At 55.1% G+C, this 22980-nt stretch carries 25 protein-coding genes and 1 tRNA gene; 11 read left to right on the forward strand and 15 right to left on the reverse strand.

The window, feature by feature from the left end:
* Positions 1-8: 8 nt before the first annotated feature.
* The 6 genes from HXY31_RS03940 to HXY31_RS03965 all read right to left on the reverse strand — a co-directional run bounded on the left by HXY31_RS03940 (position 9) and on the right by HXY31_RS03965 (position 6695).
* Positions 9-941, reverse strand: coding sequence for an HAD-IA family hydrolase (locus HXY31_RS03940; protein ID WP_292639882.1), 933 nt, complete (start codon positions 939-941; stop codon positions 9-11).
* A complete protein-coding gene (gene hisC, locus HXY31_RS03945; protein WP_292639884.1) occupies positions 923-1981 on the reverse strand; it encodes a histidinol-phosphate transaminase in 1059 nt (352 codons plus the stop codon). Before hisC ends, HXY31_RS03940 begins: the two co-directional genes overlap by 19 nt.
* Positions 1978-3261 carry a histidinol dehydrogenase gene (gene hisD / locus HXY31_RS03950; RefSeq protein WP_292639887.1) on the reverse strand — a complete coding sequence of 428 codons (1284 nt, stop codon included), beginning with the start codon at positions 3259-3261 and terminating at the stop codon, positions 1978-1980. The genes hisC and hisD overlap by 4 nt, the downstream gene beginning before the upstream one ends.
* Entirely contained in the window at positions 3258-4235 is a 978-nt protein-coding gene (gene hisG / locus HXY31_RS03955; RefSeq protein WP_292639890.1) for an ATP phosphoribosyltransferase, read from the reverse strand. Before hisG ends, hisD begins: the two co-directional genes overlap by 4 nt.
* A 207-nt stretch (positions 4236-4442) precedes the next feature.
* Positions 4443-5573, reverse strand: a complete 1131-nt coding sequence (locus HXY31_RS03960) for a hydroxymethylglutaryl-CoA reductase, degradative (protein ID WP_292639892.1) — start codon at positions 5571-5573, stop codon at positions 4443-4445.
* A gap of 9 nt (positions 5574-5582) precedes the next feature.
* Positions 5583-6695 (reverse strand): sorbosone dehydrogenase family protein, encoded by a 1113-nt coding sequence (locus HXY31_RS03965; RefSeq protein ID WP_292639895.1) that lies wholly within the window; start codon positions 6693-6695, stop codon positions 5583-5585.
* Between the two features lie 57 nt (positions 6696-6752).
* Here HXY31_RS03965 and HXY31_RS03970 point away from each other — a divergent pair, with 57 nt between their 5' ends.
* Positions 6753-7853 carry a CBS domain-containing protein gene (locus HXY31_RS03970; RefSeq protein WP_292639898.1) on the forward strand — a complete coding sequence of 367 codons (1101 nt, stop codon included), beginning with the start codon at positions 6753-6755 and terminating at the stop codon, positions 7851-7853.
* A gap of 1 nt (position 7854) precedes the next feature.
* Here HXY31_RS03970 and HXY31_RS03975 read toward each other — a convergent pair.
* Positions 7855-7974, reverse strand: a tRNA-Ser gene (locus HXY31_RS03975).
* 172 nt (positions 7975-8146) lie between these two features.
* On the opposite strand from HXY31_RS03975, the gene HXY31_RS03980 reads away from it, so the two are divergent.
* Genes HXY31_RS03980 through HXY31_RS03990 form a run of 3 tightly spaced genes read left to right on the forward strand, consistent with a single transcriptional unit; the run spans position 8147 to position 10555 of the window.
* Positions 8147-9679, forward strand: coding sequence for a hypothetical protein (locus tag HXY31_RS03980; RefSeq protein WP_292639901.1), 1533 nt, complete (start codon positions 8147-8149; stop codon positions 9677-9679).
* A gap of 47 nt (positions 9680-9726) precedes the next feature.
* On the forward strand, positions 9727-10002 hold the full coding sequence (locus HXY31_RS03985) for a hypothetical protein (protein WP_292639903.1): 276 nt from the start codon (positions 9727-9729) through the stop codon (positions 10000-10002).
* Between the two features lies 1 nt (position 10003).
* A complete protein-coding gene (locus HXY31_RS03990) occupies positions 10004-10555 on the forward strand; it encodes a hypothetical protein (RefSeq protein WP_292639906.1) in 552 nt (183 codons plus the stop codon).
* On the opposite strand, the gene HXY31_RS03995 is transcribed toward HXY31_RS03990, so the two are convergent.
* The 5 genes from HXY31_RS03995 to HXY31_RS04015 form a co-directional block, all read right to left on the reverse strand.
* Positions 10541-11125, reverse strand: a complete 585-nt coding sequence (locus tag HXY31_RS03995) for a hypothetical protein (protein ID WP_292639909.1) — start codon at positions 11123-11125, stop codon at positions 10541-10543. The two genes, HXY31_RS03990 and HXY31_RS03995, sit on opposite strands and share 15 nt — an antisense overlap.
* Before the next feature lie 63 nt (positions 11126-11188).
* Complete coding sequence (locus tag HXY31_RS04000) at positions 11189-11725, reverse strand: 4Fe-4S dicluster domain-containing protein (RefSeq protein ID WP_292639911.1); 537 nt, start codon at positions 11723-11725, stop codon at positions 11189-11191.
* A 62-nt stretch (positions 11726-11787) separates the two neighbouring features.
* Positions 11788-12960: an ArsA family ATPase gene (locus tag HXY31_RS04005; RefSeq protein ID WP_292639913.1), complete on the reverse strand. Its 1173-nt coding sequence runs from the start codon at positions 12958-12960 to the stop codon at positions 11788-11790.
* 45 nt (positions 12961-13005) lie between these two features.
* Positions 13006-14232 (reverse strand): ammonium transporter, encoded by a 1227-nt coding sequence (locus HXY31_RS04010; RefSeq protein ID WP_292639914.1) that lies wholly within the window; start codon positions 14230-14232, stop codon positions 13006-13008.
* 126 nt (positions 14233-14358) lie between these two features.
* Positions 14359-15453, reverse strand: a complete 1095-nt coding sequence (locus tag HXY31_RS04015) for a DegT/DnrJ/EryC1/StrS aminotransferase family protein (protein ID WP_292639917.1) — start codon at positions 15451-15453, stop codon at positions 14359-14361.
* A gap of 278 nt (positions 15454-15731) precedes the next feature.
* Between HXY31_RS04015 and HXY31_RS04020 the strand changes: the two genes are divergently transcribed.
* From HXY31_RS04020 to HXY31_RS04045, 6 genes are all read left to right on the forward strand, one after another.
* Positions 15732-16586 carry a hypothetical protein gene (locus HXY31_RS04020; RefSeq protein ID WP_292639919.1) on the forward strand — a complete coding sequence of 285 codons (855 nt, stop codon included), beginning with the start codon at positions 15732-15734 and terminating at the stop codon, positions 16584-16586.
* A gap of 204 nt (positions 16587-16790) precedes the next feature.
* Positions 16791-18212: a glycosyltransferase gene (locus HXY31_RS04025; RefSeq protein WP_292639921.1), complete on the forward strand. Its 1422-nt coding sequence runs from the start codon at positions 16791-16793 to the stop codon at positions 18210-18212.
* Positions 18213-18426: 214 nt separating this feature from the next.
* Positions 18427-19176 (forward strand): polysaccharide deacetylase family protein, encoded by a 750-nt coding sequence (locus HXY31_RS04030; protein WP_292639924.1) that lies wholly within the window; start codon positions 18427-18429, stop codon positions 19174-19176.
* On the forward strand, positions 19173-20594 hold the full coding sequence (locus tag HXY31_RS04035; protein ID WP_292639927.1) for a glycosyltransferase: 1422 nt from the start codon (positions 19173-19175) through the stop codon (positions 20592-20594). The genes HXY31_RS04030 and HXY31_RS04035 overlap by 4 nt, the downstream gene beginning before the upstream one ends.
* On the forward strand, positions 20591-20755 hold the full coding sequence (locus HXY31_RS04040) for a hypothetical protein (protein ID WP_292639930.1): 165 nt from the start codon (positions 20591-20593) through the stop codon (positions 20753-20755). Before HXY31_RS04035 ends, HXY31_RS04040 begins: the two co-directional genes overlap by 4 nt.
* Before the next feature lie 22 nt (positions 20756-20777).
* Positions 20778-21209 (forward strand): translation initiation factor IF-2 subunit beta, encoded by a 432-nt coding sequence (locus HXY31_RS04045; RefSeq protein WP_292639934.1) that lies wholly within the window; start codon positions 20778-20780, stop codon positions 21207-21209.
* On the opposite strand, the gene HXY31_RS04050 is transcribed toward HXY31_RS04045, so the two are convergent.
* Together HXY31_RS04050 and HXY31_RS04055 are read right to left on the reverse strand one after the other, a co-directional pair.
* The gene (locus tag HXY31_RS04050) at positions 21200-21415 is read right to left on the reverse strand and encodes a hypothetical protein (protein WP_292639936.1); all 216 of its coding nucleotides are present in this window, start codon (positions 21413-21415) and stop codon (positions 21200-21202) included. The genes HXY31_RS04045 and HXY31_RS04050 overlap by 10 nt on opposite strands.
* 64 nt (positions 21416-21479) lie before the next feature.
* A complete protein-coding gene (locus HXY31_RS04055; RefSeq protein ID WP_292639938.1) occupies positions 21480-21977 on the reverse strand; it encodes a hypothetical protein in 498 nt (165 codons plus the stop codon).
* Between the two features lie 215 nt (positions 21978-22192).
* Here HXY31_RS04055 and HXY31_RS04060 point away from each other — a divergent pair, with 215 nt between their 5' ends.
* Positions 22193-22411, forward strand: a complete 219-nt coding sequence (locus HXY31_RS04060) for a hypothetical protein (protein WP_292639940.1) — start codon at positions 22193-22195, stop codon at positions 22409-22411.
* 26 nt (positions 22412-22437) lie between these two features.
* Here HXY31_RS04060 and trxA read toward each other — a convergent pair whose 3' ends face one another.
* Complete coding sequence (trxA, locus tag HXY31_RS04065; protein WP_292639942.1) at positions 22438-22866, reverse strand: thioredoxin; 429 nt, start codon at positions 22864-22866, stop codon at positions 22438-22440.
* Positions 22867-22980 lie beyond the last annotated feature (114 nt).

The raw sequence follows: 22980 nt of genomic DNA on the forward strand, positions 1-22980 counted from the left end.
CAAGCCCCCTATACTTTATTTAACAGTAATGGCAGCGAGTTGACGCTCTTTGTCACCGCGTCGGCGCCCTGCTCCCTGAACTGCCTCAGGGTCTTTGCAGGCTGGGGGCTCAGGCCGTACACGCCCACAAACGCGATGTCAAAGCCTCCTTCTTTCTGGGCCCGCCTTGCCATCATCATGTCCTCCGCAGAGTCGCCGGCATAAACCGCGCTTTTTGCGCCCATGACCTGCATCGCCTTTTTGATTGCGTAAGGGTTTGGCTTGGCGTGCTCCCTTGCCTCGTCTTCTAAAAACACGCAGGCAGGCAGGTTGAAGTATTTCATGACAGGCGCAAGCGAGTATTCTGCTGCAAGCCTGCTCCTTCCAGAAACAATGGCAAGGTTGCCGGAGAACCGATCGTGGAGGCGCTTCATCGTTTCCTTCTTGACCGCAATCCTGTCGTTTGCTATAAACGGCCTTTTGACTTTGCAGTACTTTGGCTCAAGGCCGTTCTGCTTCTTGAAAAGCTCGGGCCCGTAAAACAGCTCGTCAAACACCCTGCCGATGTAGCTGTCCTTTACCGGCGCAGGGTATACCAAATCTTGCCTGTGCTTTTCAATGCCGTACTCTGAGAGGAACTTTTCTACTGCTACGATGCCGGTGTCGTCGGCGTTTTCTGCGACTTTGAACAGGAACTTTCTCATCGCAGGCGTTTTCTGCGGGTTTGCCATCGCCGCCAGCGCTATCGCATAGCTCGTGTCGGTGTCGTTGTTGAATCCGCCTCCCTGCCGAAAGCGCAGTATCAGCTGGTCGGTGACAAGCCCACTGTATTTTCTGCCCGCCTTTTGCTCGAGCACAAACTCGACTGTCTTTTTTATCGCCTCGTTGTACGACCTGCGTATGTCGACGAGCACGCCGTCGATGTCAAACAGCGCGCAGTCCATCATACCGATTCCACGCATTGCAGGAACCTGCTGTTCGTCCTGCGCGTCCCTATGGTCACGCGCATGCAGCCTGGGTGGCCGGCGACGTTTCCAAGCAGTTTTACCACTATCTCTTTTTTCGCAAGCGCTTCCGCAATTGCGTGGTACTTCCTGCCGGCCTCGATGAATAGAAAATTGGCGTCGGAGCGGTACACCTTGATTCCCTTGACCTCAGAGAGCCTCTTTGCCACGCGCTCGCGCTCCCTCCTGACAGCCTCGATTGTCTTTTTGACGTGCGCCGACCTCTCTAGCACGCTTGCGGCTATTGCAAGCGAGAGCGTGCTCACCGGGTAGGGCGACTGTATCGTGGAATTAAAGACGCCTGCCATCCTCTCGTTTGTCACCATGTAGCCCACGCGGGCGCCTGCAAGCCCGAAAGCCTTTGAGAGCGTGCGGAGCACGATGACGTTGTGGCGCCTTGCCGCAATCTTGGCAAGCGAGTAGCCCGCAAAGTCGGCGTACGCCTCGTCGACCAGCACAAGCGTGTCGTCCAGCTCGTCGATTATGGCCTCGGCAGTCCTTCTCGGGATCTGGCCGCCGGTGGGGTTGTTTGGCGAGCAAAGGTAGACAAGGTCTGCCCTCCTTGCGCGCTTGACAAACACGGCCGCGTCAAGCTCGAAATTGGAATCAAGCGGGACCCTGTCTACAAGTATGCCGTGGAGCTCGCACCTGTTTATGAAATACGAAAACGTCGGCACGAAAACTGTGGCCCTGCTGCCTTTCTGCGCAAGCGTGGTGAGCAGGAGCTCGATTATCTGGTCCGAGCCGCTGCCGACGCTGACGCACTCTTGCGGCACGCCGGCGTACTTTGCAAGCTTGGCATAGAGCCCTTCAAGCTCGTCTATCGGGTATTCCCGCAGGTCGACGCGCCTTGCCGCCGACTTTGCCACCGCCGTTATGAAATCCTTGTCAAGGGCAAAGTTCTCGTTAGAGTCTAGCTTTATGGCGCCCTCTATTTTTTCCGGGCGCACGTACCTGTCAAGCTTGGATATCCTTGACAGTTCTCTTGAGAACCTCACCTGCGCTTCCCCCTTGCCTTTACGGCCTCGTAGTGGTTGGGCAGGCCCTCTGCAGTCGCCATCTCTCTCACGGCCTTTTCCACCTTCGCAAGGCCGGCCTTTGACACCTTTACCCTGTTCACCAGTTTTACAAAGTCAAGCACCGATAGCGACGCTCTTGATTTTGCAAAGCCAAGCGTCGGAAGCACATGATTTGAGCCAAGCGCATAGTCGCTTGCAGACGACGGGCTGTCGGGTCCGACCAGCACAAGGCCGGCAGACCTGAACTTTTTCGCAACCGTATCGGCCCTCTTGCAAATGACTTCAAGGTGCTCGGGCGCAAACTCGTCGGCAAACTCTATGCACGCCTTTTCGTCGGCGCAGACTGCGGCAAAGCCGTTTTCGCCGAGGCTTTTTGCAACGATGTCAGACCTTGCTATCTGCGGCAGCATCCTGTCAACTTCAGCCTGAACGCTTGACGCCAGCTTTTGCGACGCGGTGACAAGCCCGCACACCGTATCTGGGCTGTGCTCTGCCTGAGAGATGAGGTCTGCGGCCACAAGCCTCGGGTCCGCAGACGCGTCAGCATATATCAAAAGCTCCGTCGGACCGGCCACCATGTCGGTGGACGCGACGCTTGCCGCCGCAAGTTTTGCCGCAGTCACGAACATGCCGCCGGGACCCGCTATCTTGCTCACCGGCCTGATGGACTGCGTGCCGTACGCAAGCGCCGCTATTCCCTGCGCGCCGCCGGCCTTGTAGAATTCGTTCACGCCACAGATGTCTGCAGCGACCAGCGTGAGCGGGTCGATGCTGCCGTCCCTTGTCGGCGGCGAAATGGCGACAATCCTCCTGACGCCTGCGACTTTGGCCGGCACCGCGCACATGACGACAGTGCTTGGGTAGCGCGCCTTTCCGCCCGGTATGTAGCAGCCGACGCTTGAGACGGGCGCAAGCGCCCTCTCGATGGCGACGCCCTCTGATCTTACTTTGATTCCGCGCAAGCGTTTTGCGACTGCAAGCTCGCTCTTTTCAAGGCGCGCCTTCATCAGCTTCAATGCCTTGATCTGCTCTTTTGTCACCTTGCAGTACGCGTCCTTTATCTCCTGTTTTGTTACAGCAAGCGACTCGAGCCTGACGCCGTCGAATTTTGCAGTGTAGTCGATGACGGCCGCGTCGCCGTGTTCCTGCACGTCGCGCATTATGCCTACTGCCTGTGCCATCAATTCATTGGAAATGTTAACTGACTTGCGCATCCCTGCAGCGGCTGACGCCGGCTCGGTTACGTCCAGGATCTTCATGAGTAGCCGTCCAGGTTTACCTCGTCAAGCGGCAGTATCTGCCTTGGCTCGAGCACGACTATGCCCTGCGCCAGCTTTCTCATCTTGGGGACTATCTTGATGAACTCGCGCTTGTCGATTACCGTGTTGACTCCAAACCAGCCCTCCTCGGAAAGCGGGCTCACAGTCGGCCTCTTTAAGGCCGGCAATGATTTGAGGAGCTTGTCGAGGTTCTCCTTCCTGACATTGACAAACAGGTGCAGCTTTTTCCTGCCCTCCACCACGCCTTTGAGCAGCGCGACCATGTCGGCTATCTTTTCGCGCTTTGCCGCGTCCTTTAGCGACTTTTTGTTTGCGACAAAGACTGCCGTCGACGTCGCTACCGTGTCGATTATCTTCAGGTTGTTCTGCGCCAGCGTCGTTCCTGTCTCGGTGATGTCGAAAATCGCGTCAACGTCTTCAGGAGGCTTTGCCTCAGTCGCGCCAAACGAGAGGAATATCTCGACCTTCTTGTTGTCGCCCACGCGAAGCCACGGCGTTATTATGGTCGGGTCAGAGTCGCCGTAGTGCTTTTTGTACGCCTTGGTTGCCTTGATGTACGCCGACGTGGTCGTCAGGTACTCTGCAGAAAAGCGGAGCGTCTTTTTCTTTTTAGCAAAATCGTCAATCAGAGCGTCCAAGCTGTCGTAGGGAAAGCTGTTCGGAATCGCTATCACCTGGTTGACCCTGCCGATCTCAAGGTCGAGCAGGACCTCGACGTCTGCCTTTGCCTCCTTTATCCAGTCCCTACCTGTTATGCCAACGTCGTAGAACCCCTCCTGCACGTATGTCGGTATTTCCTGCGGCCTGAGGATCTTGGTCTCTATCTCGGGGTCGGACAGCTTGACCCTGTAGGTGCGCCCACGGCCGCTTACCGTCTGGTAAGCCTGCTCGAGGAGCTTGAACGTGACTTCCTCTATGCTACCCTTTGGAACCGCAAATTTCACAGTGGGCATTGGCAGATGCTCAAATCGGTCTATCGGATATATATCTTGTAGTAGGTTGTTGAGGCGGCATTAAGACTGTATTTGCGGCAAGTCAGCATTCTGTCAGCAAGCCTTTCCAGTGGAAATATGGTGCATTGTGCACCATTTTAAGCACGAAAAAATGGTGCAATTTTTGTGATTATCCCAAGTTGCCTCATCCAACGCTTGTCATAGCGCCTATTTGCCGAATTTCCGGGCGTGCAGCCTCATGTGGCCGGCCTGGATGCCCTCTGCAGAGAGCGCCCTTATTGCTGCCAGGTTCTGGGCAAGGCCTGCTGCCGCCATTGCCATCGCAAGCTCCTGCGCGCTCTTCACGCTCATTATCTTCAGTGCAACCTTGGCAGTCGGGTTGACGTTTGCAACGCCGCCGACGATACCTACCGCCAACGGCAATTCGATCTCGCCGGCAAGGTCGCCTTCCTTTGTGCGCCACCATCTTGTCAGAGAACGGTAGGTGCCGTCGCGTGCAGCGTAGGCGTGCGCGCCTGCTTCGATTGCGCGAAAGTCCTGTCCTGTTGCCAGTGCAACGGCATCGATGCCGTTCATCACGCCCTTGTTGTGCGTTACTGCGCGGTACACGTCGGAATGCGCAAGCGCGTACGCGTACAGGATGCGCTTTACGATTTTGCTTCCTCCAAGCTCGCCCTTGTCAAACACGGCCTTGCAGCGCACCATCCTCTTTGTCGCATAGTTTGAGAGAATCTTCAGCACCACCTCGCCGCCCGTTATCTCGGCAATCTTTGGCGCTATTGCCTCGCACATCGTGTTCACCGCGTTTGCGCCCATCGCGTCCTTGGCGTCTATCGTCAATTCAACAACAAGCATCCGGCCCATCCTGTTCCTGCTAGCGTCGCGCACTTCACGCGCGCCCAGGCCGATGGCAGCAACTGACTTGCTCTTTGCGTTTGCTATCGCAAGGATCTCCTTCTTTTTGGCAAGCACCTTTCGTCTTGCGCCGGCGACGTTTTTTACCGAAACGACCTGCACCTGGCCTATCATCAATGATCTGTCTGCCTTTGCGGTAAATCCGCCCTTTGCCCTTGCAATCTTGGCCGCCTTGCTTGCAGCCGCTATCACGGACGGCTCCTCTATCGCCATCGGCACAAGGCGCTCAACGCCGTTTATCACGAAATTGGTCGCAATCCCGAGCGGGACGGACATGATTCCGACCGCGTTTTCGACCATCCTGTCCGCGCTCTCAAATGCCAAGGGCGCGCCAAGCGACGCCTTCTCCTCCTCGGAAAGCCCGACCGCGTTTTTGATAAAGTCGAGGCGCTCGTCCCTGACCATCTCGTAGAACTTTTTCATCCAGAGAAGCTAGGGGGAGGTTATCTTTAAAATCTTGTCATCGCCCTGCTCCGGGATCGCCCTGCCGTCCCGGTTTGACGTGAGCACGTAAAGCGAGCCGTCGGGCGCCTCTGCGACGTCGCGTATCCTGCCAAAGCTGGTCAGTATGTTGTTGCTCTCGCCAGTCTCTAGGTCTATCTGGCGCACGTGCGCGCCCTTGAGCGACGCCATCAATATGTCGCCCTTATATCCCAGTTCGTCGGAAGTTGGGATCACTATGCCGCCGGGAGCAAGGGCGGGGCTGAAGCACCGGACCGGCTTTTCGAAGCGCACTGCATCGCACTCTTCCACCGGCCAGCCATAGTTTTCGCCCGGCTTGATGAGATTTATCTCGTCGTTGCCGCTCTCGCCGTGCTCGCTTGCGTACATTGCGCCCGTGTCCGGGTCCCACGCAAGCCCCTGCACGTTTCTGTGGCCGTAGCTGTAGACAGGCGAGCCGGGGAACGGGTTGTCGTCCGGGATAGTGCCGTCGTCGTTTATCCTCAGTATCTTACCTGCCAGCGAGTTTGCGTTCTGGGCAAGCTCGGGCTGCCTTGCGTCGCCGGTTGCGACGTACAGCTTGCCGTCGGGGCCGAACTTTATCCGCCCTCCGTCGTTTCGGTCTGCGGCAGGTATGCCGTCAAGGATGGTTGCAGAGTCGATTATCTTGTCGTCGCGCTCTGTCAGCATCACCACCTTGTTGAACACGCCTGTCGAGTTGGCATAAGTGTGGTAGATGTACAGCCTGTGGTTTTCTGCAAAGTCGGGGTGCAGCGCAAGCCCGAGAAGGCCGGACTCTGTCCTCTGCTCGACGTTGATGTAGGCTGCAGGCTCTGCTAGCAGCGTGCCGTTTTCTATTATCCTTATCCTGCCGGCCCTCTCTGTGAAAAAGACCCGCCCGTCGTCTGCAAAGTCGACAGCCCAGGGCACTTCCAGGTCCTGCGCTATGACCTGTATGCCAGACGAAATGCCTGTATTGTTCTGGCCAGTGGTGGGCTCTGGCAATGGAATAGTCGTCCCGCCGGGCGAATACATTATCGTGACTATGGTCGCTATTATCACCGCTGCGCCGGCGACAAGGGCAAGCCGGCGGTCTCTCTCCATCAGGAAGGCTTGCAAAAGAGAAGGCTTAAAATGTAATCCCCGGCCACGCTAAAGGCAATGAAGGTCTCTGAAATCATGGTTACAGACGTTGCCAAGCTGACAGCCGAGGACACCGTTGCAAAGGCCCTTGCCCTCATGGTGGACCGCTCCATCCACCAAGTCCCGGTCGTAGACGAGTCAGGCGCCTATTCAGGCATGATATTTGCCAAGCAGTTCCTTGCTTCCAGCGCACAGCCAGCCTCAAAGCTGAAAAGCTTTGTGACAAGCACCACGTCGCTCTCGCCTGACCAGGAAGTTGAGGACGCGGCAAAGACGATCCTTGGGACCGGGAGCAGGGCGCTTCCCGTGGTGCAGGACGGGAAACTGGCAGGGATGCTGAGCGAGACTGACATCGCCCAGACCGCGGATTTCGGCCACGCAATCGTCGACGAGGTGATGACGGGCGCAATCGTGATTGAAGAGGACACGCCGCTTGCAGACGCGGTATCGAAAATGAGGCGCTACAACATATCGCGCCTGCCGGTGATAAGCAAGGCCGGCGTGATACGCGGGATTTTGAGCATCCTTGACGCCGCAGGAATAATGGCGGCGCCTACAGAGCGCACCAGCAAGTCTGCGGCCATATCTGGCGGCAGGTCGAAGGTGAAAGGAGAGGTCAAGGTAAAGGACATCATGCGCCGGGCAATTTCAGTCGAGCGGGGCACAAAGCTGAACGAGCTGTCAGACTACTTCAAGAAGAACGAGGAGCTTGTAGTCGTTGGCGACGGCAGGCCTATTGGAGTTGTAACGCCAAAGGACGCGCTTGAACTTGTATTGCCAAAGAAGGGCGAGATTGCCATCCACATCGCGCACATGGGCGACGAGGACGACAGGCGCGACATCGAGGATCATCTGACAAAATTCGTGAAAAAGATCCAGGGCCAGATCCGCGATTTGCAGAACGTCGTCGTGTACGCGGACAAGCACAGGACACGGAAATATTCCGTGCGGTGCAGGCTGATAACCGGCAAGGGCGTGATAAACGCGCACGCAGTGGGCTTTGACCCGATAAGCGCGGTGAAGGAGCTGATACGCAAGCTGGACAGGCAGGTCAAGGCCGAGCACACGCAGAAGGTCAAGCAGAGAAAGAAGCAGCGCGGGACGCCAAGAAGAGGATAGGCGCGGACGAGGAGATTTGAACTCCTGATCGCCCGAGGGCGAATCGGCTGTCCGGCAATGACTCGACTCAAGGCCGACGCATTACTGTGTCTCGCGTGAGAGACCACTCTGCCACGTCCGCGCAAGTGGGTTTTCTTGCTGCCTTACTATTATACGTTAATGGGAGTTGGTATCGACCTAAGCGCCTGACATTCATCCGATAGATTTGTCACCGAAACGAGCTTGGTATGGACATTGCGATTCTTACAAAGGGATCCGGCAATGGTTAAATTGTTCATAATTGTGTTAATGATATGACTCTGGAAAGCAAGTCAAATGCAGATAATCTTCAGGATTGGTTCTCAAATTTAATAGACCATTTTAGAGAAGAATATGAAAAAATATCTGATGAAGAAAAAAGCTATGGGGTAGATACTTCTGTCAACTATCGCTTTCCCTGCCAGATAGAAGTATTCTGGCTCGAGAACCCTGAAATTCAACTCATTTTCAAGTTCAATTCTGGCAACAGACCTGACAAAGAAATAATCATTCACGGTCCGCTTGACAGTCACAATTTCATTGACCGTGTGGAACCGATATTGAAAGAACCTAGATGGTCTGAGGTGAGCAGTGGTAGACGGCCTTATCTTGATGAACCCGGAACGACTCTTGCATTTACGTTGGCTAGGCATCTCCATAGACTCGTCGAGATGGCAAAAGCCATGCATTTTGAACGCCGAGTGCACAGAGGGTCGGGAATGGGCTTGCTCGAAGGTACCAATATCTGGACATCGTATCATTACGGCAACATCGCTGAACAAGACTATGTTACAATTGTTAACGAAATATTGCGCGAAACAAGGTCAAGAGCTAAGAACATGAAGGAGAGGTCGGAAGGCAAAGCAAAGGAAAAGGTACATGTGCTTGACAAACCGAGAGATAATCCCAAAGCTTATGGCGTACATTTCTTTCCGCCGATATTCGTTGGTAGACAACCGGAATTGACGCCTTCTGACGTATTATATGGTAGAATAAGCAATATGCCCTACATCTCTCCTTTTGAAAACGGAATTTCAATGTCCTTCGGGAAGCATGCAGCTATAGTCAATGCTGACGGGTTCATTTTCATACCAATCTCAAATAAGGAAATTGCACTTAGAGCTCTAAATGTGATAATGGCGGTGGGCATGTTAAGAGGACTAGACTTCTTAGCAGTTAGAGAACACGAACTGTCTACCATCGAATACAACAAAGAGACTATGACGCCGGGAAGCATGACCTACGACCCGGAAGTAACTTTGCGAACTCGTCAGTTTCTAGATCGGATGGGGCAAGGTACCTCGGGCTATAGAAGAAGGGAGATCGACGAAATGACTCTCCGACAAATCGTTGCCAAAGCTGGCAGGATTTTTGATGAAGGGAAGTATGTGGAGGATCTGAGATTACTTTCAGAATCGTTTACGCATTTTAATGATGCTGAATATGCGCCTTCTTTTGTTATGAGCTGGAGCATTATTGAAAGACACATCTCAAAATTGTGGAAGAAAAAAGTGGATGAAAAGGATCTGGATGAAGACAGAACAAATAAACTCCTTGATACTAATCGGTGGTCGGCTGATTATCTTCTCGAGGTACTAAATCTTAACGAGGAGATATCAGAAGATGATTATGATAGGTATATGGAGATGAAATCAAAGAGAAACAGGTTTATTCATAGAGGAAAGCAAATAGTTCGTGAAGATGCAGAAAGATGTTTCAACATCGCGAAGGAAATCGTAGTCAGAAAGGTCGGAAGCTTGAATCGTAATAAGATTTCCGATTTTGCTGCCTTGATAACTAGGGCATAACATGCATTTCGACCCATTTTTATATTCGTGAAGTGATCAGAGTACCGTTGGCCAGACGAGCCGAGCAGAGGTTAAAGTCCATTTCGGTGCTTGTACCACTGGAAAGAGTGCAGGCAAGCCTCTCCGAGATAGGCTTTTTGCTGCAGGACACCGCCACAGTCGTTGCGGACGGCAAGTTCTGGCAAAAGATGCTCTACGTCCGCGGCCAAGAAACGATAAGCGTGTCTGAAGAAATTGGCGACGTTTACCCGAAGGACCCGATTATCACCATCTGCGGCTCCAACAGGACGATATCGCACGTCGTAAAGGGCGTGGGTGGCTGAAATGCCGCTGTACGAGTGCAACGAGCACCAGTTCGTGGAAAACGTCCGCCGGCTACTGGAGGCAGGCGACAAGTTCATCGTAAACAGGCGCATAACGATGCACGACGACGCAAAATACGGCCCCGCTACTTTGCCGGACGAGGAATTCAAGCGCTATGAAACACTTGTCACAAGAAAGGTGGTCAACTCGACGGTAACCACAAAAATCCCGTTTGTAGACACGTTCCACAGCAGCAGGTTCTACGACGCAGACGAGACCGTGCATTCCACGACTGCTCTGATGTTCCCGAGGATGTCCATCCCGTACTACCGCGTAGAGTATTCTGTCAACGTCTGGGGCGGCACCTACTTTTTCGCCTTTGACGCGCTCTTTGACCCGGAAATAGCGATAGAGAAGAGGAGCGGCAGGCGGCTTGGAAAAGGCGCGCTGGTGCACGTGTTGCGCTACAGCCCGCCAAACGAGCGCGTGCTTGCAATCAACATGCCAAAAGGCGTCGTTGTCTTGGACGTCAAGCACATGGTCCGGGTTATTGATCATTCATCCAACTTTTGACAGCCAGTCGAAAAACGGCACAAGAGGGCTGAACGGCAGCTCTTTTGCGCTCTTGGCGTTGTATCCAAGAAGCACCATGCGCCCCTCGAGCTTTTTCTGCAAGGGTGCCGGCACCTGCTCCTTTGCAAGCGGCCCGAAGATCTCGAAATAGAAATTCTGGGAAAAATGGGCGACGTGCTGCGCAAAGCAGTCCAGCAATATAGTGGGGTCGCCGGCGACGCGCCTGTTCATCTCCTCCTGGCTCATCCCGCGCGTGTCGACTGCAATCTGCAGCATCCTTTTCGTATAGTTTTCACGCGTAAACGTGGGGTCGAGCCTGCCCGGGTTTGACTGGTACATCCTGATCTCTTTGGCCGCCTGCTCGACAGTCCTGCGCGCGAGGTCCTTTGCTTCGTTTATTTCAACGTCGCCATGAATTCCAAAATCCTTGCCGAAAATGAAAAACGCGCCCATCTTTTCTTCCTTCTGCACGTACGGGAAGGTAGAACTGCCTGTCAAAAACCGCGTTATCCTCTTCTGAATGTCTGCCGGCAAGAACATGCCCATGTACGAGTCCAGTGCCACCGGCACGACTATCGACAGCGCACGCTGGGATTTATTCCTTAAAACAAAAGAAAAGAGAAGAAAAGAGGGCTAGTGCGCGTGAGGCGGAGGTGCGCTGCTCTTCGAGAGTGCCTCGTTGAACGTGCCTGAGGCCTTCTCGTGGAATTCCAGGTTTGACTGGTCCACCTTGACTGCCTGCGGCGGGCACACCGAGACGCACGCCATGCACCAGATGCAGTCGTGCTCCCTGATTGGGTCTGCCTTGTCCGTGTAGTCCTTGCGCTCTTCCTTGACGGAGCTGCCAGTACCCGCAAACTCCATATTTATTGCCTCTTTTGCCGGCACGTCGTGCTCGGTTCTGTACCACTGGTACACCTGCACTGGGCAGGCCTCGATGCAGGCGCCATCGGCAACGCACGAGTCCCAGTCAATTGCGACCATCGTGCCGCTTACGCCCAGCGGGACCAGCTCCTCGCCGTGCTGCTCGTAGGCGTGCTTTACCTCCTCGTTCTCTGCGGCCTCTGCAGCTTTGCCCGGGCCCCAGAAGTAGTGGTAGTGCTCGCCATCCGAGTGCTTTATCTTGCCTATTACCTGATGATTCCTCGGAAAGTCTGGATCGATTGGCATGTTACTCTTCAGTACTGGGATTCAGATATTATATAAACTGTTTGCGAACGAATACTAGTGATCTATTTCTCAAAAAGCACGTCTAGCACCCGCTCTTCAAGCCTTGCCCTTGCAAGCTTCATGCTTGCAGTCGCGACTGGAAGCGGCACGATGTTTACGACCCTGCCTGCGGCGGTCCTGACGCTGACTGTCAGCTGGTCGCCGTAGCGCTCTATTGCAAAGTCGTCCTTTTCTGAAAACGGCACCTGCACCGTCATCCTTACCGTCGTGCCCTCGGTTGTGAAGTGGTACGGCTTGCCACGGTAGAACACGCCTGCCGGGTCGTCGCTTCCGTAGATCCTGTCGCCGTGCTTTGAGAGCATCTCGATTCCGCGAAGCTCCGTCTCGTACAGCTCTACTTCCCTTATAGGCAGCGGGTAAAAGTTGGCCTTGGCGTCGGCTACCTTCCCTTGTTGGAACCTAGCCCACCTGTCGTAGTAGGCGTCAGACGAGCCGGCCATTATCTTGTTCACTATCGCAAGGTCGACGTTTATGCCGTACAATGAAGCCGACATAAGCGCGCGTTTGGCGTTTTCGATGCTGAACGTGTCCGGGTTTGCGACAAGCCGGATGCTCGTAGCGTCGTTGTCCTTGATTATCTCTGCAAGCGAGTCAAGCCTGTCAAGCAGGTCCATCTCGCTCTGGATGACGTCCCGCGACGGGGCAGGGATTTTTGCAAGCGGCTGGAATATCCTGCCAAACCCGGCAAACAATCCTGCAAGCCCGGTCAGCTTGCGCCCGATGCTTCCCACCAGCTTGGGGAAATACAGGTACCGCAGCGCCTCGCCGGACGCCGGCATGTCAAGCACGATTGCGTCGTACGCTTTGGTCTGCCATGTCTCCTCTATCTTTAACAGCGAAAAAAGCTGCGTCATGCCCGGCAGCATCGCAATCTCGTACGCCAGAGTCTCGTCGATTCCCTTTGCCGAAAACACGGACGCCATGTACGACAAGATTGTGTTGTACTTTTTGCCCATCTCGGTGACGGGGTCTATCTGCTGCGCATGAAGCCTGGGCGCGACCTGCAACGGCTCGTTTCCGACTTCGGGCACCATCAGCGCGTCGCCAAGCGTGTGCGCAGGATCTGCCGACAAAACGAGGGTCCTGTGGTCCCTCCCTGCAAGCTTTATCGCGGTCGCGCACGAGGTCACGGTCTTGCCCGTGCCTCCCTTGCCGGTGTATATGATGAGCCTCAAGCCTGAAAAATGAGTTTAAAAAGGGATAAAAGAGTTTGGAGGGGGCTAGTACACGTAAGCCCTTTCCGCGTGCTGGCTGATGTCCAGGCCCACGTCCTCTTCCTCCTCGTTCACCTTCAGGCCGATGGTCCTGTCTATCACCTTCATGATGGCGACGGTGCCTCCAAAGCCCATGATTGCCGCGACTCCGACGCCAAGCGCCTGGATTGGGAGCTGCATCGGGTTGCCAAACAGCAGCCCGTCGGGGCCTGCAGGGTTGATGAGCGAGGTTGCGACGAGGCCGATTGCAAGCGACCCGATTATTCCGGTAACGCCGTGCACCGAGCTGACGTCGAGCGCGTCGTCTATCTTCCAATGCTCCTTGAAGAGCAGGATGGCATAGTACGAGGCAAGGCCCAGCACGATTCCAAGGAAGAACGCGCTCTGGCCGCTGATAAAGCCGGCGGCCGGCGTTACGCCTGCAAGTCCGCATATCGCGCCGTTGATGGCAGCTGTTGTAGAAGGCTTGCCTGACCTCTTCCACGAAAGGATTATCCACACAAACGCCGAAGTCGCCGCGCCTATCTGCGACGTGATTATGGCGTTGGCGGCAAGCCCGCCTGACGCAAGCGCGCTGCCCCCGTTGAATCCAAACCAGCCTACCCACAGGAGCGATGCGCCGATGACTGCAAGCGGGATGTTGTGGGGGACCATGATGTCGGGGCCAAAGTTCTTGCGCCTGCCAAGCACGAGGGCCGCTGCAAGCGACGCCATGCCTGCGCTAGTGTGAATGACGATGCCTCCGGCAAAGTCAAAGACTCCAAGCTGCGCAAGCCAGCCTCCGCCCCACACCCAGTGTGCAAGCGGGTAGTAGATGAAGACGCTCCACGCGATTATGAAGACGAAAAACGCTGACCACTTTACGCGCTCTGCAAACGCGCCTGTTATGAGAAGTGGAGTTATGACTGCAAACATCATCTGAAAAGTCGCAAAGGTGACGCCCGGGATTGTCGACGCCTGCGGGAGCGCATCGTCGACCGGCACGCTGTTGAAAAAGAAAAAGTCGCCGCCACCGATGAACCCTCCCATCGAAGGGCCGAACACGAGCGTGAATCCGCCTATGAACCAGACGGTTGACAGTATGCCAAGACCCGAGAAGGTCTGCATGATTACTGAAAGCGAGTTTTTGGTCCTGATGAGGCCCGCCTCAAAAAAACCCAGGGCAGGTATCATGAGCAATACAAGCCCAGTGGATACAAACATCCACGTGGTATCTCCCGTATCGATCGGCATTTCCAGAAAATCCTATATCCAGATGCTATAAAAACGCATCGACCTATGTAATTAACATAATATACAAATTTTATGATATAGTCTTACAAGTTGGGAGAATTGACGCGTCATTGCAAAATGGCGCTCTCAGAGCGCCGCTATCGTTGCAGCAGTCCGCTCCACGTCGGCTTGTGCGACGCCGGGGTGGACCGGAAGCGACAGCACTCGCCCCGCGCACCACTCTGTGGCCGGCAGTTTTGTTTTCGGCGCGGCCTTGCGGTAAAACGGGGTCCTGTGGACCGGCGGGTCGTAGTACACTGCAGAGCCTATGCCGGCCTTTTCTAATGCAACTTTTGCGGCTTCCCTTGCCTTTGCAGTTGCAAATGCAACAGTGTAAAGGTACCAGTTGAACTTCTTGTCGGCAGTTTCTGCCGGCAATGCGACGCCCTTTACTCCGGACAAAAGTCGTGACATCAGCTCCGCGTTGCGCCTCCTTGCGTCAAGCATCGCGCCCAGCTTGCCCATCTGCACCTTGGCGATGGCCGCGCTCATCTCTGGAAGCCTCAGGTTGAGCCCGAGCACCCTCGTGTCGTAGCCGTGAACCATGCCGTGGTTGCGTATCATCTTCAGTTTTCCAGCAAGCCTGTCGTCGTCCGTGGCGATTGCGCCGCCCTCGCCGGACGTGAGCACCTTGCTTGCGTACGTCGAGAAGCAGCCCATCATCCCGAGCGTTCCGGTCTGCCTGCCGCGAAAAGTCGAGCCAAGCGACTGGCAGGCGTCCTCTATCACTGCAAGCGAGCGCTTCTCTGCAATTTCAAATATTTCCGCGTCGCACGGGTGGCCGTACAGGTGGACGGGGATGACTGCCTTTGTCCGCCTGCCTATCTTGCGCTTCATGTCCTGGCTGTCGATTGTGTAGTCGCTTTTCTTGATGTCGACAAATACCGGCCTTGCGCCCGACGCGACTACGGCGTTTGCAGTAGCCACGAACGTGAACGCCGGCAAGAGCACGTCGTCGCCGGGGCCGACGCCTGCTGCAAGTAATGCCGCGTGGAGCGCTGCAGTCCCGGAATTGACCGCTATGACGTGCTTTGAGCCTAGATAGCTGCCGAGCGCGCTCTCAAAGTCCCTGACGCGCCTGCCACCGTCGCTTGCGGCGCTTGTCAGCGCGTTTTCCTCGATGACTCTCATGACTTCAAGCTTTTCCTCCTCGCCAAGCCACGGCCTGTTTATCGGGATCACGCCGGCCGTACTTGCGGACTGGAATAAAAACAGATGGATGGAAAATACAGGAAATTGTTATCTGGCTGCAATCTGGAACAAAAAACGGCAATCGTTAATAAAGACCGGAGCGCAGATGCGTGCGTAACGCGTTTTTGCGTTTTGTCTCACTGTACGTAAGGTTCACCTATATTGGATATTGTATGTATTAGTTTCCCAACATAGAAAACAGTTACGTTACTTTTGACTATGCCCATACTGCGTAATGGCTTTTAATTTTCCGGCAGCGCTTCTTCAAGATGAACGGAAACAAGGTTCTAGTCATTGGACTCGGGCAGATAGGATACAGCAACGCGGAATACATGACGATGAAGGGGTTGGCAGTCGACGGCTTTGACATCAGCGACAAGGCCGTCCAGCGCGCTATCGACGATCAGGTGATCCGCAAAAAGGCGTCAAGCTTTGCGGGCTACGACTATTATATCATCTGCATCTCGACGCACAGGCCGGACGACATGTTCGTGCCGTACCTCGACGGCCTCTTTGACATCGCAAAGAGGATAGCGTACGAGGGCAAGACAGGCGCGCTCGTGGGAGTCGACAGCACGATTACGCGGGGCACGTCGGAGAAGATAATGGAGATCTTCCGCCACCGCATGCACGTCGTCCATGTTCCCCACAGGTTCTACATCAACGAAAAGCACGACCACGGCGTGCGGCAGACCCGCGTCATAGGCGGCTGCGACGCATGTTGCCTGCAGAAGGCCAGGCACTTTTACGGCGAGCTCCTCGACATTCCGCTTCATGAAGTCGAGTCTGTCGAGGTCGCCGAGCTGACAAAGATAGTGGAAAACTCGTACAGGTTTGTCGAGATAGCGTTTGCCGAAGAGCTCAAGATGTTCTGCGACCGCGCTGGCATCGACTTTGACGAGCTGCGCAACGCGATAAACACAAAGTGGAACATCAAGGTTCTCGAGGCACGCGAAGGGATTGGCGGCCACTGCCTGCCGAAGGACAGCCAGATGTTTCTCAACCTGTCCAAGAACCTGCTTGAAGCCAGCATCATAGATGCCGCAAAGAAGGTCGACGCCGAGTACAGGGAGCACATCTCGTACGCCGTTCAGGCGAAGGTCAAGCCAGTCGAACTGCACTGATTGTAACGTACGATAGATTCAACGATAACGCAATGCACTGACCGGTTCCGCGGGGTGGGCCGAAAAGAGTGGCGGAACCGCACTGACGTACTAGGGTTGGCCTAGAAGCGGGAAACACATGAAGGAAAACAGTGGAAAAATCAAGAAAATAGCAATAGCGCCGGCGGGACTTGCAAGGTCACGCGGCATAGCAGGTGCGCCGGCATGACCGAACAGCAGGAGCAGCAGCTGTCGCCGTCGCTTGCAGTCAGGTGCCAGCAGACCGTTGCGCCTTCGGGCAGGATAAGGGTCAGCAAGAAGGCGTGGGCGGTGAGGGTAATGACCGTCGTCCTCACAGCCGTGCTGATAGCCGTCACAGTCAGCGTCACGCTCGAGACGGGCGACCCGTTTGTGATGGCCGGCGTGATAATTCCGACGCACTCGCTTGCCTACCTCATCATCGGGTGGTTCTTTTTCAGGTCGCCGGCGACCGGCAAGCCCGGCAACGAGCTCGTGTCAGTCATAGTCCCCATATACAACCAGAAGGGGCTGATAGAGATGGTGATAGACGCGATATTCCGCTCCACCTACCAGAACATAGAAGTCATTGCGGTAAACGACGGGAGCACCGACGGCACCAAGGAGGTCCTCGACAGGCTTGCTGGGAAGTATCCCAAGCTGAAGGTCATCCACAAAAAGAACGAGGGCAAGCGCAAGGCAGTGGCAAGCGCGTTTGTCAACTCGCACGCGCGCTACGTGGTCCTGATAGATTCTGACAGCATAGTGGAGGAAAACGCCATTTCTGAAATGATGAAGGCGTTTAGCGCCGACCCGAAAATAGGGGGCGTCGTCGGCTATGCCAAGGTCTGGAACGCCAAGAAGAACGTCCTCACAAAGTGCCAGGACGTGTGGTACGACTACTCGTTTAACATCCGCAAGTGCGCCGAGAGCCGCTTTGGCGCAGTCATGTGCCTCTCCGGGTGCCTCGCAGGCTACAGGCGCGAGGCGATAGCCGACTACATCCCGTTCTGGATAAAGGCCCGGCTCAAGGAAAGCGAGGACCGCGAGCTGACGACGTACGTCATCGCGCCGCCAAAGGCAAGGCATTTGCTTACGCCCGGGACAAAGAAGATGATGCGCTGGATGTCGCAGTACGACGACGCGGAAGACAGGGGTCTGACAGGACAGGCGCTCATCGACTGGAAGTCAGTCTACGTGCCGTCAGCTGTGGTGTACACGGACGTGCCGGAAAACGTCAAAGTGTTCTTGAAGCAGCAGAAGCGCTGGAAGAAGGGGACGCTTCGCGTCAACTTTTTTGTCAGCGGCTTTTTCTGGCGGCGCAACCCCATCATGTCGCTCCTCCTCTTTTACGTCGAGTTCATGCTGATGTTCACAAACCCGCTCATACTCCTCATCGCGTTCGTCTACGAGCCGGTCTTGCTGAACAACTACCTGGTGCCTGCGATTTTCCTCACAGGCTCGGTCCTGACAAGCTTTGGCCACGGCCTTGACTACAAGTTCCGGGACCGCACCTCGACTACCTGGTACTACAAGCCCCTGATGAACCTGATAACCGCGTTCGTGATATCGTGGATAATATTCCCCGCTATCTGGAGCCTGCGCAGGAACGAATGGGGAACGCGCTGATGGTATTATCTACTATAACATTCTCAAAACGACCTGCATCTAGAGTGGAGCGTATAGAAAGAGCCATCAAAATTATTAAAAAAAATAAGGCAGGATGCTTCACTGGAATGACGGTTGGTCGTACAGGCGCTAGCGAGCTTGCTGGCAGCACGATAGGGGAAGCCGGCCACGCTTCATCGCTCCATTCCGGCAGGGCGCAAAGCCGCGCAGGGGCATGCCCGGCATAAGGATGGCGCTCCTTGGCGCGATAGCCACGACGATAGTTATAGGGATAGGGGTACTGATAGCCATAGGGCCGTCACTGATACAGACGCTTGAGCGCACCAAGCCGACGCCTGTGATGCTCTCGTTTTCAATGGTGAACGGCTGGAACGCGCCGCAGTGGTGCAACGATCTCGCCTCGGTGCTCCAAAAGCACGACGTCAAGGCCACGGTGTTTGTGACAGGCGAGGTGGCGGAGCAGCACCCCGAGTGCGTGACTGCCTTTGCCTCCCAGGGCACCGACGTGGGGAGCCAGACCTACAGGTACGTCAACCTCAACGCCGTCGCAGACTACCAGTATGCGCTTGAAGAGGTGAGGATGGGCAAGGAGGCAGTCGACAGGGCCGGCAACATAGACTCGCACGTCTTCAGGGCGCCGTTTGGCGAGACCAACCAGGACATCTACTCGCTCCTCTCAAGCTCGGACATAACCGCCGACTTTTCCTACACGACGCAGTACAACAAGTACGAGGGAGACCAGTTCGTCAAGCACGACCTCGTGTCGTGCGACTGCCGCGACGAGCCGGAGAGAATAGAGCAGCTTCTGAAGCTCGACCTGCCCATCATAATAAACATCGACAACAACACAGCCGTCGGCGAGATAGAGAGCCTGATAGTCTCGCTCAAGGAAAAGGAGATGAGCCTTGTCAGCGCGTCAGAGCTGACCGAGACTGACCTGACGGTGGAGGGAGCATCGGCATGACAGACCCCAGCGACAAGTCGTACGTGCCGGCTTCCCGGTTCACGTCCCGGCAAAAGGTGGCGCAGTCCGGCAGGATAAAAGTAAGCAAGGGGGCGTGGGTGTTCAGGGTCCTTGTCATCCTTGCCCTGCTTGTATTCATGACGTACATGATACAGCGCGGCTGGGAGGCTCAGGACCCGTTCCTTCTGGCAGGCATAATCTTTCCGATACACGCCGTTAACGCGCTTGTGATTGGATGGATCTTTTTCAAGTCGCCGGCGACCGGCAAGCTCGGGGACGACCTTGTGACAGTCATCATCCCCGTATACAACCAGCACGGGATGATAGAGACAGTCGTAGACGCGATATTCAGGTCGACATACAAGAACCTGGAAGTCGTAGCCATAAACGACGGGAGCAAGGACGGGACGACTGACGCTCTCAACAAGCTGGCCGCCAAGTACCCGAAGCTGAAGGTCATCCACAAAAAGAACGAAGGCAAGCGCAAGGCCATTGCGTCTGCGTTCTACAACTCCAAGGGCACTTTCCTGGTGTTCATCGACTCTGACAGCGTGGTCGACGCAAACGCCATCGCAGAGCTGGTCAGAGCGTTCAAGGGCGACCCCAAGGTGGGAGCGGTGGTGGGACTTGCAAAGGTCTGGAACTCGCACAAGAACACGCTGACAAAGTTCCAGGACGTGTGGTACGACAACTCGTTTAACATACGCAAGGCCGCAGAGAGCTACTTTGGAAGCGTGCTGTGCTGCTCGGGCTGCCTCTCTGCATACAGGCGCGAGACCATCGCAAGCTACGTGCCGTACTGGACCAAGGCCAAGGTCCCGCTTGCCGACGACAGGGAAATGACGACTTATGTCATTGCGCCAAAGAAGGGCAAGCAGCTGATGACCCCGACGACTAAAAACATGATGAAGTGGATGTCAAACTTTGATGATGCAGAGGACCGCAGCCTCACCGGCCAGGCGCTCATGCAGTGGAAGGCAGTCTACGTCCCAAGCGCAGTCGTCTACACAGAAGTCCCAGACGCGATGAAGATATTTTTAAAGCAGCAGAAGCGCTGGAAGCGCGGCACGCTGCGCGTGAACTTTTTTGTCAGCGGCTTTTTCTGGCGCCGGAACCCCGTGATGTCGCTTTTGATATTCTACATGGAGTTCATGTACATGTTCATCAGCCCGCTTCTGGTGGTGACTTCTTTTATCTACGAGCCTCTTGTGCTGAACAACTACTGGGCGCCGATGATAATCCTGGCAGGCATGATACTGACCGGCATCGCCCAGGGCGTCGACTACAAGTTCCGCGACCCCGGCTCAAAGTACTGGCACTACAAGCCGCTTGAGACTTTGATGTTTGCGTTCGTGCATTGCTGGCTCATATTCCCGGCAATCTGGAGCCTGCGCAAGAACGACTGGGGGACGAGATGATGCAGGCCTTCCAGATATCCACAAAGTGCAGCAGGTGCGACATACTGCTTGACGGCAGGGATCAGTTCGTCGGCCACATGATCCACAGCCACGACATGGGCTTTGAGCAGGCAGACGCCGTCTGGAAGTCCATGTGCGCCGCCACCCACAACACACATTAAACAGAAACGCCGTGCTGATGCCGTGAGCAAGACCCAGTCTGCCGAGTACGACGCGCTGCTGAAGCGACTGCAGGACAAGATGGGGACCGGCGCCAAAAAGGCCACATCAAGGCTTGAAGTCCCGGTACCGCAGATAATCTGGGTGGGCCAGAAGACTATATTCCGCAACTTTATGGACTTTCCAAAGGCCCTCAGGCGCGACCCCGAGAAATTGCTGCTGTACCTCAACAAAGAATTAGCGTCTGCCGGCTACATCCAGGGCGAGCGCGTCATCTTTTTGGGCCGCAAGACCCCGTCGTCGTTTGGCGCGCTCATAGACAGGTACGTCAAGGACTATGTCCAGTGCCCTGTGTGCGGAAGCCCCGACACCCGCACGGAGAAGAGCAAAAAGCTAGGCTTTTTGATCTGCGAGGCGTGCGGAGCCAAGTCGTCGATAAAGGGCAACTACGCCTGACCAGACAGAAAGTCGTGCGCGTGCAGGTTCTTTATCCAAGCGCTGACGACTGAAACGTCGTTTTCATAGTGCCTGCCGACAAGCGCGTTCATTTCGTTAAACTCGGCCACCTTTTTCCTGACGGCGTGGTTCCTTCCGGCGACGTGCACTGATATTTCAGTTGAATCGACAAGCTCGTCGCACATGTTGCAGCGCAGTTTCTCCATGCCTGCATGAGTCCTGCGCCCGGATTTCTACCATGACACCAAGCGCGCTTGCCACATTCGTCAGCTATTTTTGATCATCGTGCGTGCGCAGAACGTCGAGCACGTGCGCAAGCTCGGGGTCGCTTGTCAGCCTGTCAATAAAGCCGCGAACAATCTGCCTGGTCGTGCGCTCTGCCGCGCCTTCTCCCCTGTGCTGCCTGTTTACAACTTGTTCATACACAAACGGGCTGATGTAAATCGAGCACACGTCTGCAATCCATCCAAACAGAGTTGCAGTCGTCTTGTCGTCGAGCATCTGCTGGCGCTTTTCTTCAAACATCTTGCCGATTATCCTGACGTTGTAGAGGTACATCTTTTTGCCGGTCTTGCTGTCGTGGCCGGTGAAAAGCACGTTGTCGCGCTCGTCATAGATGAGCCCGAACGAGGCGTTGCCGGGCATTTTCACGTGCCGCGACTTTTGCGCGTGGTCAAACAGCCCGTCCATGAGCGCCTTGAGGAGGGCGTAGAACCGCTCGGCTGCTTTCTGGCGCTCTTCCTTGTCCTCCTTCTTTAAAATGCCCACTTCCTCAATGCACGCCGCCGGCGAATTAAAATGTTGGTTACAAACGCGGTTGTTGAGGCGGAAAAAAACCTTGCAAAATATATGAGATGTACCTTCTCAATCGATAAAAATTCCAAAAAATCGCCTCGATCAACGCGCCCATGTCAACCTTGTTCACTACCAAATTGGATAATGTTGACTATTGGTTCTAAGTACGAACCAGGCTGTATCTCATCATGACAGCCATAATGTCGCTTCACACCGAAGCAACCAACAACAGCAACTTTACGACCGGCCAGAGCTGGGGCGCACTGAGGAAGGCATGGAAGGGATACCGCATCGCAAAGGTTCAGGGCGATGCTGCAAGGATGAGGGAATACGCAGGCAAGATCCGCAAGATCCAGGGCGAGCTCGGCGTAAGTGTTGCCTCCTTTCCGCACCTAGGCATAAACTAGGCGCGGAAAACTTCTCTTTTTTCTTATTATCCGTAAATCGAACCGCTTGAGAGATGCTGCTTTAGTTTCGCCTCAATCGCTCCCTTTGGCAATGCGCCGATTATGACGTCGACTGCCTTGCCGTTCTTGAATATCATCATTGTGGGTATGCTCTGGATTCCAAACGAGCCTGCAACGCGTGGGTTCTCGTCGACGTTGAGCTTGCCAAACACCACCTTGCCAGAATATTCTTTTGCAAGCTGGTCTATCGAGGGCGCCACCATCCTGCACGGCCCGCACCACGCGGCCCAGAAATCCACGAGAAGGACTGGGTATCTTGCAACCTCTGTCGAGAAGTTGGAGTCTGTGAGGTGCACCGGTGCTGTTATCGAAGAGAGCGCTGCCCTTGCCTCGGCTGCCTTTTGCAGCTCGGCCATCTTTTTCTGCTTTATCGCCTCAAGCTCGTCGTCGGACACGGCGTGAGGTTGGCAAAAAGCGCTATTATTCTTTTGGGGATAGGTAATTATCCGGCCGACAAGCATTCCTTTCGATCCCGACATGGCTGATGAAGAGAAGGACATCGAGGTCGA

The organism is Nitrososphaera sp. (genome assembly GCF_013388945.1).
In the GTDB taxonomy this organism is placed as follows: Archaea; Thermoproteota; Nitrososphaeria; order Nitrososphaerales; family Nitrososphaeraceae; genus Nitrososphaera.

Coding starts and splice junctions, on each gene's coding strand:
- HXY31_RS03940 (WP_292639882.1), bottom strand. CDS start 941: ATGCGTGGAATCGGTATGATGGACTGCGCGCTGTTTGACATCGACGGC.
- hisD (WP_292639887.1), bottom strand. CDS start 3,261: ATGAAGATCCTGGACGTAACCGAGCCGGCGTCAGCCGCTGCAGGGATG.
- hisG (WP_292639890.1), bottom strand. CDS start 4,235: ATGCCCACTGTGAAATTTGCGGTTCCAAAGGGTAGCATAGAGGAAGTC.
- HXY31_RS03960 (WP_292639892.1), bottom strand. CDS start 5,573: ATGAAAAAGTTCTACGAGATGGTCAGGGACGAGCGCCTCGACTTTATC.
- HXY31_RS03965 (WP_292639895.1), bottom strand. CDS start 6,695: ATGGAGAGAGACCGCCGGCTTGCCCTTGTCGCCGGCGCAGCGGTGATA.
- HXY31_RS03970 (WP_292639898.1), top strand. CDS start 6,753: ATGAAGGTCTCTGAAATCATGGTTACAGACGTTGCCAAGCTGACAGCC.
- HXY31_RS03980 (WP_292639901.1), top strand. CDS start 8,147: ATGACTCTGGAAAGCAAGTCAAATGCAGATAATCTTCAGGATTGGTTC.
- HXY31_RS03990 (WP_292639906.1), top strand. CDS start 10,004: ATGCCGCTGTACGAGTGCAACGAGCACCAGTTCGTGGAAAACGTCCGC.
- HXY31_RS04000 (WP_292639911.1), bottom strand. CDS start 11,725: ATGCCAATCGATCCAGACTTTCCGAGGAATCATCAGGTAATAGGCAAG.
- HXY31_RS04010 (WP_292639914.1), bottom strand. CDS start 14,232: ATGCCGATCGATACGGGAGATACCACGTGGATGTTTGTATCCACTGGG.
- HXY31_RS04020 (WP_292639919.1), top strand. CDS start 15,732: ATGAACGGAAACAAGGTTCTAGTCATTGGACTCGGGCAGATAGGATAC.
- HXY31_RS04025 (WP_292639921.1), top strand. CDS start 16,791: ATGACCGAACAGCAGGAGCAGCAGCTGTCGCCGTCGCTTGCAGTCAGG.
- HXY31_RS04030 (WP_292639924.1), top strand. CDS start 18,427: ATGCCCGGCATAAGGATGGCGCTCCTTGGCGCGATAGCCACGACGATA.
- HXY31_RS04035 (WP_292639927.1), top strand. CDS start 19,173: ATGACAGACCCCAGCGACAAGTCGTACGTGCCGGCTTCCCGGTTCACG.
- HXY31_RS04040 (WP_292639930.1), top strand. CDS start 20,591: ATGATGCAGGCCTTCCAGATATCCACAAAGTGCAGCAGGTGCGACATA.
- HXY31_RS04050 (WP_292639936.1), bottom strand. CDS start 21,415: ATGGAGAAACTGCGCTGCAACATGTGCGACGAGCTTGTCGATTCAACT.
- HXY31_RS04060 (WP_292639940.1), top strand. CDS start 22,193: ATGACAGCCATAATGTCGCTTCACACCGAAGCAACCAACAACAGCAAC.